At 70.1% G+C, this 9,861-nt stretch carries 6 protein-coding genes; all 6 read right to left on the bottom strand.

Features of this window, described 5'->3' with window-relative positions; genetic code table 11:
• Positions 1-279 precede the first annotated feature (279 nt).
• A complete protein-coding gene (locus tag B0F77_RS45685; RefSeq protein ID WP_086669306.1) occupies positions 280-1,080 on the bottom strand; it encodes an ABC transporter ATP-binding protein in 801 nt (266 codons plus the stop codon).
• Complete coding sequence (locus tag B0F77_RS45690; RefSeq protein ID WP_086669310.1) at positions 1,064-1,831, bottom strand: ABC transporter permease; 768 nt, start codon at positions 1,829-1,831, stop codon at positions 1,064-1,066. Before B0F77_RS45690 ends, B0F77_RS45685 begins: the two co-directional genes overlap by 17 nt.
• Complete coding sequence (locus B0F77_RS45695; RefSeq protein ID WP_086669307.1) at positions 1,828-2,571, bottom strand: ABC transporter permease; 744 nt, start codon at positions 2,569-2,571, stop codon at positions 1,828-1,830. The genes B0F77_RS45690 and B0F77_RS45695 overlap by 4 nt, the downstream gene beginning before the upstream one ends.
• 80 nt (positions 2,572-2,651) lie before the next feature.
• Entirely contained in the window at positions 2,652-5,372 is a 2,721-nt protein-coding gene (locus B0F77_RS45700) for an nSTAND1 domain-containing NTPase (protein WP_086669308.1), read from the bottom strand.
• Positions 5,373-5,520: 148 nt separating this feature from the next.
• On the bottom strand, positions 5,521-8,238 hold the full coding sequence (locus tag B0F77_RS45705; protein WP_086669309.1) for an nSTAND1 domain-containing NTPase: 2,718 nt from the start codon (positions 8,236-8,238) through the stop codon (positions 5,521-5,523).
• A 161-nt stretch (positions 8,239-8,399) separates the two neighbouring features.
• Positions 8,400-9,861 (bottom strand): WD40 repeat domain-containing protein (locus tag B0F77_RS48460; protein WP_169731079.1); only part of this gene is annotated, 1,462 nt, incomplete at its 5' end.

Here is a 9,861-nt window from a genome sequence, read left to right on the forward strand (position 1 = left end):
CAGCGTCGCGGCTTGGTTCTGGCGCTTGCCCCGTGGATGAAGGGTCCCTTCATCGACCTGAGGTGGATGAAGGGACCCTTCATCCACAACCGGGGGCACAGCTAAGCCGCGACAACCCAGTAGAGCCAGCGCCTGGCCTCTTGCCCCCTCCTGCGGGCCAGGCGCGCTGAACGCGAAGAAGCCCCGGACCACAGCGGTCCGGGGCTTCTTCGCGAGCTAGATCTTTTTCCCAGTTCTTCCCAGGTTTCCCAGTTGGAGCCGGGTTTTGAACACGCTCCGTCAGGACGGGACGGTCTCGCTGAGCGACTCCCGCTCCGCCGCGGCCCACTTCTCCACGTCCATCGCGGGCTTCCCGCCGACGTTCAGCAGCCGCGCCACCTTGGACCGCAGCGCCACGAACGCCTCGTCCGTCCGCGTCGTCACCTGGTCGCGCTCGGCGGGCAACGGCACCTCCAGGTCCGCCACCAGCCGCGCCGGAGAGCCGCTGAGCACGAGAATCCGGTCGCCCAGGTACACCGACTCGTCGATGTCGTGCGTGACCACGAGAACGGTCGTGTCGTGCTCACGACGCACGCGCAGCAACAGGTCTTCCAGCTCGAACCGCGTCTGCGCGTCCACTGAGGCGAACGGCTCGTCCATCAGCAACAACGACGGCCGGTACGCCAACGCGCGTGCGATCGCCACACGTTGCTGCATGCCACCGGAAAGCTGCCACGGACGCTTGCGAGCGGCCGCCCCGAGGCCGACCCACTCCAGCGCCTCGGCGGCGCGCGCACGGCGTTCGGCGCGCGGCAGCCCGCGCAGCGGGAACTCGACGTTGCCCTGCACCGAGAGCCAGGGGAACAACGAGCGCGAGTAGTCCTGGAAGACCACCGCGAGGTGCGATCCCTTCAGGGACACGTCGCCGCGCGAAGGCGCGATGAGCCCGGAGATCGTGCGCAGCAGTGTCGACTTGCCACACCCCGACGGGCCCACCACGCACACCAGCTCGCCGGCGCGCACGGTGAACGTGAGGCCACCGATGGCCTCGTAGTCACCATAGGTGTGGCCCAGGTCGGCCACCTCAAGCATGTTGCTCATCCCGACTCCTCGGTTGCCACGCCAACGCTCTGCGTTCCACCGCGAGAAGCGCGGTGTTGAGTCCGTACCCGAGCACGCCCAGGAGGACGATCCCGGCCCACATGCGCGTGTAGTCGAACTCGCGCTGTGCCTGCATGAGTTGCGAGCCGATGCCGTTGTCCGTGCCCACGAGCTCGGAGATCACCATCAGCACCAGGGAAAGCGACAGGGACACCCGCAGGCCGGCGAAGATCTTCGGCGAGGCCGCGGGCAGCACGACACCGAGAACCCACTGCCAGCGCGGGATCCGGAAGACCGCCGAAGTGTCCACTTTGGTCACGTCGACGGAGCGGGCGCCGTCCACGCTGTTGAGCAGCACCGGCCAGATCACGCCGAAGACGATCGTCGCGAGCTGCATCGACTGGCCCGCCTTGAACAGCAGCAGGAACACCGGCACCAGCGCGGGCGGCGGGATCGAGCGCAGGAACACCAGCAGCGGTCCCGCGTACTCCATCGCCCGGTCCGAGCGGCCCAGCAGCAGGCCCAGCGCCACCCCGAGCACCGAGGCGATCGCCCATCCGGACAACAACCGCGTGATCGACGGGATGACGTGCTCGGTGACGTTGTGCGGCTCGAGCACCCACCACTTCCACGCGGCCGTCACGATCTCGGAGGGCGGCGGGAAGAACGGGTCGTCAGCGAACCAGCCCAGCAACTGCCACACGACGACCAGACCGGCGAACACGGTCCACCGCTGCAGGAACTTGGTCACCAGGCCACCCAACGCCGGCGGACGCGCTCGAGACCGTTGTTCAGCAGGACGCCGATCGCGCCCGCGACCACGGTGCCGACCAGCACCTGGTCCATCCGGCCCGGCCCGCTGCGGGCCTCCATGATGAAGTAGCCCAGGCCCACCTGGCTGCCGGCCATGAGCTCCACGCTCACCATCACGATCAGCGCCGTCGTCGCCGCGAGCCGGATTCCGGTGAGGACGAACGGCAACGCGCTGGGCAACGCCACCCGGAGCAGCACACCGGTCCGTCCGGTGCCGAAAACCCTTGCTGTGTCGACGAGCAACGGGTCCAGTTCGTCCAGCGCGTAAATGGTGTTGAACAGGATCGGCCACAGTGCCGCGTACACGGCGAGCGTGATCTTGGTCTCCGGCCCGAAGCCGAGCATCACCAGCGCGAGCGGAATCAGTGCCACAGAAGGGATCGGGCGCAGGAACTCGATGATCGCGCGGGTCGCGTGCCGCACGGCGGGGACGCTGCCGAGGACGAGTCCACTCGGCACCGCGATGGCGATGGCGATCACGATGGCGATCAGCACTGCCAGGACCGTTGCCACGACATGACTCATGAACGCGGGCGACGTCAACTGCGTGACGAGCTCTCCGAACACGACAGACGGTGGCGGAAGCGCGTGTGCAGGTATGAGGGGAGAGCGTCCTAAGAGCTCCCAGAGCGCGAGGAACCCGGCAATGCCGATGAGTCCCCTTGTGAACGCACGCACCCGGTCACCCTAGAGAGTGGATCTCACCTTCACAATGCGTGCTTGCTCAACTGCGGGTTGTTTCCTGGTATCGCGGCGGTTCAGCAGACGTCGACGCGCTCCACTTCGCCGAAGCTCTTCACCCATTCGGAGTCGGTGAGGCGCGCGCCGTCTTTTTCACACATCTTCTTGATGATGCGGCCGCTGTCGAGGTCGTACGGCAGCAGCTCGGGATCCTGGCCCCCGCTGCGCACGAGGAAGTCGCCGAACTGCGGCCGGTAGACCGCGCGCATCGAGTTGCCGTGCCCGACGACGTAGACGAGCCGGTCCGGGGCGCGGCCGGTGGTGTAGAGGCGCTGGACTTCGAAGACGTTGTCGCGCACCACGGCCACGCGGTCGTCGTCGGAGAACGTGACCCGAGCCCCGTACCGCAACGCGCTGTCGAGCCGTGCGCGCAGCACGGGCGTGCCGCTGGGCACGCGCTGCCACACCTCGACGACCGACTCGGGTGAGTGCTCGACGGCGAGCCAGCGGCCGTCACCGCTGTAGGTGATGCCGCGGACGTAGACGTGCTGGGTCAACGACGGCGCGGAACGTTCGAAGGTGCCGCCGATGCGCCAGAACTCGATCGTCGTGACGCCCGCCGCCGGGTCCCAGACGGCGGTCGAGAGCTCGCGGCCGTCCTGGCTCAGTGCGACGGTCTCGGCGTCGCGCACCGGCATCGGCAGCTTGCGCGGCTGTCTGGGGTCGCCGAGGTCGAGCAGCACCATGCGCTCGGACGCGTCCGGCGTCGGCAGGCCGACCGCCACCGCCTCACCGATCTTGCCGACGATCCGCGAGCCGTCGGCGCTGATGTCCAGCGTCTGGAACCGCTCGGGCAGCGGTGCGAGATAGGTGATGTCGTCGGCGTCGTTGACCGCCCACAGGTGCTGCCGGCCGGAGTTGTCCTTGGTGACGGCGCGGCGTTCGGCGAGCTTGACGACCCGGTGGCGGTCGGCGAACCGCTTGCCGGGCACCGCGCCGACCTCGTCGAGGTTCCACATCCGGTCGGTGCCGTCCTCGTCGGTCACCGCTGCCATCTCGCCACGCGGGCCGACCAGCACGTCGGCGTCGTCCTTGGACGTGCCGGTGAACGGGATGCCGCGCGCGATCGCGTTCGCCAGCCGCAGCACCTTCTCCGCCTCGGGCGACGGGTTGACCTTGTAACCGACCAGCGCGTACTTGTCCGCGTACGGCCGGCGCTGCTCCATCAACGCCTCGGACTCGGAGAGCGCCTTGCCGCCGAGCTCCCGGTCGTGCGCCGCGGTGAGCTTGCGCTCGCTGGCCAGCGCGTAGACGACGGTGCCGGGCACCAGTGCGATCAGCACCGCCATCACCGCGATCAACGCCGTCGAGCGGCGCTTCTCGCGCCTGCTGCTCTTCTCGACGAACCTGCGTTCCTGGGCCGTCAGGAACTCGCCGAGCTCCTTGGCCTTGCGCAGCCGGGCACCCCGGTAGAGCGCCAGCGGGTCGCGGTCGCTCGCCTCCCACAGCTCGATCGCGGTGACGAGCTGCTCGTGCGTCCTGAGGTTCTCGCCCTCCTCTTCGATCCACTCGGCGAGCCGCGGCCAGCGCAGCACGGCGTCGTGGGTGAGCTCGGCGCCGTCCTCGGTGAGCGTCACCAGCCTGGCCTTGGCCAGCAGGTCCAGCAGCGGCTGCGAGGCCTCCAGTCTGCGGCTTCTGCGTTGCGCGGTTCCGTTGCGCTGCACCGAGACGAGCCTCAGGAAGACGCCGCGCAGAGCACTCTGGTCCTCCCCGAGGTCGTGGTAGAAGGTCTCCGCGGCCTGCGCGACGACGTGCTCGATGCCGCCGGACTCCTCGAACCCCGCCAGCGACAACGTCATGCCGCGCTTGCGCCGCCACGTCTCGACGAGCGCCCGCTGCACCAACGGCAGCGCGTGCTGGTTCGCGGCGTCGGCGACCAGTCGCGCGACGACCGCGGTCTCGACGGTCGCGCCGATCTTGGCGGCGGGCTCGGTGATCGCGCGGCGCAGCTGGTCCGCGCTCATCGGCTCGATGGTGATCTCGTTGCCGTCCAGGCCCTTCGCCAGGTACCGGTCGCGGTGATCCGCGCGGACCGCGAGCACCACGTGCGGGCAGCGGGTGAGGGCGGCGATGAAGTCGTCCTGGTGCAGCGCCTGCTCGAAGTCGTCGACGAGCAGGACGAGGCCGGGGCGGTGCTGCCGGATCCGCAACCTGAGGCGGTCCGGATCCTGCCGGAACTCCGCGGCGAGCTGGGCGGCGGTCGTGTCGTCCTCGGCGAACGCCTTCGCCAGGTCCTCGAGCGCGTGCTCCGACGGCGTGATCACCAGAGCGTCGTCGAGGGCGGGCAGGAGGCCGGCCTGGAGCAGCGACGTGCGGCCCGATCCGGAGGCGCCGACGACAACGGTGAGCGGTTTGGCCTTGACCGACTCCACGATCTGTTCGACGAGGTACTCACGCCCGAAGAACCGCTTCGCATCGTGCTCGGTGAACGGCGCGCTGCCGGGATACGGCGCGTTCGGGTGCAACGGCAATGTGTACTCAGCCGCCACCTCACGCCAGCGCTTGGTCCATGGCGCGACGTCGCCGTCACAAGCGCGCACGAACGCCAGCGTCAGGGCCAGCGACGGCAGCTTCCGTCCGCCGGCAGCGTCGGACAACGCCGTGGGCGAGTAGTTGGCCCGCCCGGCCAGCTCGCGGTAGCTCGGTTTGCCCGCCTGATCGCGCAGTCTCCGCAGGTCACCGGCAAACCGCAGCAACGCGGTGTCCTCCGGCCCCAGCGGTCGTTCCCCTCGTGGCATGCCGCCTCCTGGCCGGATTGTCCACCAGAGGTTCGCCCGCCGTCTAACGCCCCGCTAAGCGCTCACCACTCGGCCATACGCTTCGTGATCGTTCCACCGTTCGCGGCACGGCCACGCACGGTCAGGGCGTCCCAGGTGACGCGCCCGATCAGTCCCGGCACGGCGGCGTGAAGCGGAGGTCGCCGAAGTACCGGCCCCAGTCCTCGCGGCTCATCCGCGGAATCGCCTGCTCGCAGATCCGCACCGCCGGGTCGCGCGGGTCGACGTTCCACAACCGCACCGCCCGGTCGGCACCGCCGGTCACGACCTCGTCGCCCTTGGGCGTGAGGCCGACCGCCGCAACGGGTCCCGCGTGCCCGCGCAGCAAGGCCTGCTCGACCGGTTCGTGCTGGTCCTTGAGCTGCCACAGGCGCACCAGGCCGTCGTCGGTGGCGATCGCGACGCTGTCGGCGCCGAGCCAGGCCGAGGTGACGTCGCCGCCGCCGGACGGGATCTCGGCGCGCTGGACGGGGTCGCGCGGGTCGGTGACGTCCCAGAGGTGCACGGCGTTGTCGTTGGTGGTCATGAGGAGGCCGTTGCCCGCGAACTGGGCGCCGCCGGCGAACTGCTTGGTCAGCGACAGGAGTTCGGCGTCGCGCGGGTCGCTCACGTCGACGAGGTGGACGGCGTGGCCGGTGGTGACGGCGGCCAGGACGTGGCCGTCGGCGCGGAACGCCATGCCCGCCAGCGGGCCCAGGCCCAGTTGGGTGCTGACGAGCAGTCGCGGGCGGTCGAGGCGGAGGTCGGTCCAGAAGCTCAGCGCGCCGTCGTGGCCGGTGGTGACGAGAGTGGTGCCCTGCCAGGCGATCGCGGAGGCGTGCACGGGGAGCGGGGCGAGTTCGCGGGGCTTGCCGAGGGACACGTCGACGACGTGGACCGCGCCGTCCTCACCGGCGGACGCGACCAGGCCGCCGGTCGAGTCCATCGCGAGGGCGGTGACGGCGCCGGCGTGTTTGGTGGCCTCGTGGGACGTGCGCGGGGACGGCAGGTCGTCGAGACCGGTCAGCACGACCGTGCCGTCGCGGTGGCCGGTCGCGACCTGTTGCTGGGTCGGGCCCACGACGAGTGCGGTCACTTCGGACTGGGCTTCGCGGAGCACCTGAGAGGGCACGTCCTCCTGCCGCAAACCGTTGCGCGCCTGGGGTAGCGGCGCGAGCTGGTAGGCGGCCAGCGCTACCTGCTGGGCCAGCGCGGGGTTCGTGGAGCGCAACGCCGTCGCCTCGCCCACGGCTTTCAGGACGGCGGCGGCGGTGCGTTGTTCGTCGGCGGTTTTGCTGGCCTGCAAGGCGAAAACGGTCGTGCTGGCGGCGACGACGATCAGGGCCGCGAGCGCGGCGAGCAGCTGGCGCTGGCGGCGGGTGCGTCTTCGGGTGCTCGCCGACACCTCTTCTTCCGCGGCCAGGCTGGCGGCCAGGAACGTGCGTTCCCTGGCGTTCAGGGACAGCCCCTCGGGAACGTTGGCGAGCCGGCGGCCCCGGAACAACGCGCCCGCGTCGCGGTCGAGCGCCTCCCAGGTCCGCGCGGCGTCGGTGAGTTCGCGCTGTGCCTTGATGTTCTCGCGGTCCTCTTCGACCCACTCGTGGAACGTCGGCCAGCTCCGCAGCAACGCCTCGTGCGCGAGCTCGACGCCGTCGCGGTCGATGATGACGAGCCGCGCCGCCGCCAACGTCACCAGCACTTCGTCGTCGGCTTCGAGCTCGTCCTTGTGCGCACGGCGTTTCGTGTCCTCGGCGGTCACAAGTCGCAGCAGGATCCGTTTCGCCTGCGCCTGTTGCCGTGCGTCGAAGCCGTCGAAGACCTCCTGCGCGGTGCGGGCGACGGCGTGTTCGAGACCGCCGACCTCTTCATAACCGGCCAGGGTCAACGTCATGCCGCGGCGGTGCTGCCACGTCTCCGCGAGCGCGTGCGACAGCAACGGCAACACCGCGGCCTGCCCCACCGCGTCCGCCATCAGCCTGGCCAGCAGCGCCGTCTCGATCTTGGCGCCCACGACGGCCGCGGGCTCGGTGATGGCGAGGCGCAGTTCGTCCGGCGTCATCGCGCCGACCATGACCTGACTGCTGGCGAGCGCCTCGACGAGCTCGGGGTACTGCGCGCAATGGCCGTAGTAGTCGGCCCGCACCCCGATGACGACCTTCGCGCACCGAGTGAGCGCCGCGATGAGCCACGTCCTAAGCTCCTCCTTGCGGCACAACGTGAACAGCTCCTCGAACTGGTCCACGACCACGAGGTGCCCGTGCCTGCGGTGCAACGCTTCGGGGTCGTTCAGCTCGTCGGCGAGCTCGACCGCGTCCTGCCCGGTGAGCCGGGCGAGCGCGACCGCGCACTCCTCCACCGGATCCGCGCCGGGCGTGAACAACAGGACGGGTTCCCGCGTGTGGGCGATCAGACCGGCCCGCAGCAGCGACGACTTCCCCACCCCGGACGGCCCGAACACCCCGGTGAACCGGTTCCTCGTGGTCAGCAACTCCGCCGTCAGCCGCTCGCGCCCGAAGAACTTCGGCGCGTCACCGGGCTGGAACATCGCCAGCCCGACGTACGGACTGTCGCCGGCCGCGTGTGGTTCGGACTCGGCGACCTCCCGCCAGCGCCGCGCCCACTCGTCCGGATCGGCGTCACAGGCCTTGGCGTACGCCTTCGTCACCGCCAGGCTGGGCAGCTTCCGCCCACCGGCCGCCTCGGACAACGCCGCGGCCGAGTAGTGCGCACGCCGGCTCAGCTCCCGGTAGGTGGGGCTGCCCGCGTGCTCCCGCAGCCGGCGCAGATCCGCCGCGAACCGCAGGAGACCGCTCTCGCCCTCGTCGAGAGGGCGTTCCCGTCTCGGCATCCCGTCATTGTTCAGAGAACTTTGTTCAGCGGGCAACGCCTGACCGTGAACAACCCGTTCGCCCTAACGTCGTCAGCTGGGGAAAGCCCGGTGCTCGCGCCCCGAACCGGCGCCGGTGTGGCCGTGGGTGGCCGCCCCCAGGTGCCACCCACGGCTCAAGCTCAGCACATCGGTACGGGCTTGACGCCTGGGAAGTGCCTCGCCCAGTCCTCGTCGGACAGTTTCGGATTGCCGAAACACAGATCCCGCACGACCTGCTCGATGTCCGTCCGCATCGGCCACACCGCGTCATCGGTCACCGCGACGAACTCCCGGTCCGCCGGCCAGTAGTCGAAAGCCGTGACGTCCTGCGGGAAGTTGTCGAACGAGGCGAGCGACACGGGTTCGTGCCGGTCCTTGAGGCTCCACACCTGCGCGGACCGGTCCGTGCCGATCAGCACCTGGGTGCTGTCGGCGGCGAACACGGCGGACAGGCTCGTGCGGGGCGGTACCGGGAACTCGGCCCAGTCGACCGGATGCGCGGGATTCGAAACGTCCCACACCCGCGCGACTCCCGTCATGTTGTCGATCAGCAGGAAAAGCCTGTTGTCCGGGCTGAAGTAGACGTGGCTTCCCTGCACCTGGATCGTGCTCGCGTGGCTGGGCGTTCCTCCGTCGAACTGCCAGAACTCCACCGTCGACGGGCCGAACCGCGACACCGCGAGGATCCTGCCGTCCGGCGACAAGCCCGTGCTCAATACCTGTTGCCGGCCCGGCACCCCGGCCTCGCTCAGCCCACCGGAACCGTCGTAGGTCCAGACCGTCGCCAGGCCGGGCCGGTTGGCGGCGATCGCGACGAACCTGGTGAGGGAGCTGTCCGCGCTGAGGTTCACGGGGTTCGCGGAGATCAGGGCGAGCTTGCGCGGCAGGGCGGGATCGGTGATGTCCAGCAGCACCGCGCCTTCCTCGGTGAGCGCGACCAGGCGACGGTCGTCGTCGCTGACCGCGAGCACTCTCCCGTTGAGGCGCAGGCGGGGCACCACCTCGCGGGCGCGGAGGTCCCACAGGTTCGTGGCCGACCCCTGGCCGGAGTTCATGAAGAACCTGCCACCGCTCGTCTTCTTCACCGGTGACGCCGAGATCTCCCGCGGGAACCGGTCCCTGCGGAAGGAGGTGTCGATGCTGAGCAGGTGGTCGCGGGTCGAGTCGTCGGCCGCGACCCGGTAGGCGGCGAGGGCCAGCCGGATCGCCTGGCCGCTGTCGGACGGCAGCAGCGCCAGCCGGCGGGCCTCGGCGGCCGCCGCCCCCGCCACGGCGAGATCTCGCTGCCGCGCCACCTCTCCCGCCCTGTCCATCGCGAACACCACGGTGCCGCCGAGGAGCAGCACCAGCACCGACAACACGCTCACCACGATCTTGGTCAGGCGGGCGCGGCGGCGTCCATCGGTCTGGCTGGCGGTGAGGAAGACGAGTTCGGGCTCGGTCAGCGAGTCCGGGTCCAGTTCCTCCGCCTGCGCGAGCCGGGCGCCCTTGTAGAGCAGGTCGCGGTCGCCGTCCCACCCGGCCGCGGCCTCGGTGAGCTGGTGGTGGACGCGCAGCGCGTCGCGGTCCTCGGTGATCCAGTCGCGCAGGCGTGGCCAGGAA

The organism is Lentzea kentuckyensis (assembly GCF_002150765.1).
Classification (GTDB): Bacteria; Actinomycetota; Actinomycetes; order Mycobacteriales; family Pseudonocardiaceae; genus Lentzea; species Lentzea kentuckyensis.

Coding starts and splice junctions, on each gene's coding strand:
- B0F77_RS45700 (WP_086669308.1), bottom strand. CDS start 5,372: ATGCCACGAGGGGAACGACCGCTGGGGCCGGAGGACACCGCGTTGCTG.
- B0F77_RS45685 (WP_086669306.1), bottom strand. CDS start 1,080: ATGAGCAACATGCTTGAGGTGGCCGACCTGGGCCACACCTATGGTGAC.
- B0F77_RS45705 (WP_086669309.1), bottom strand. CDS start 8,238: ATGCCGAGACGGGAACGCCCTCTCGACGAGGGCGAGAGCGGTCTCCTG.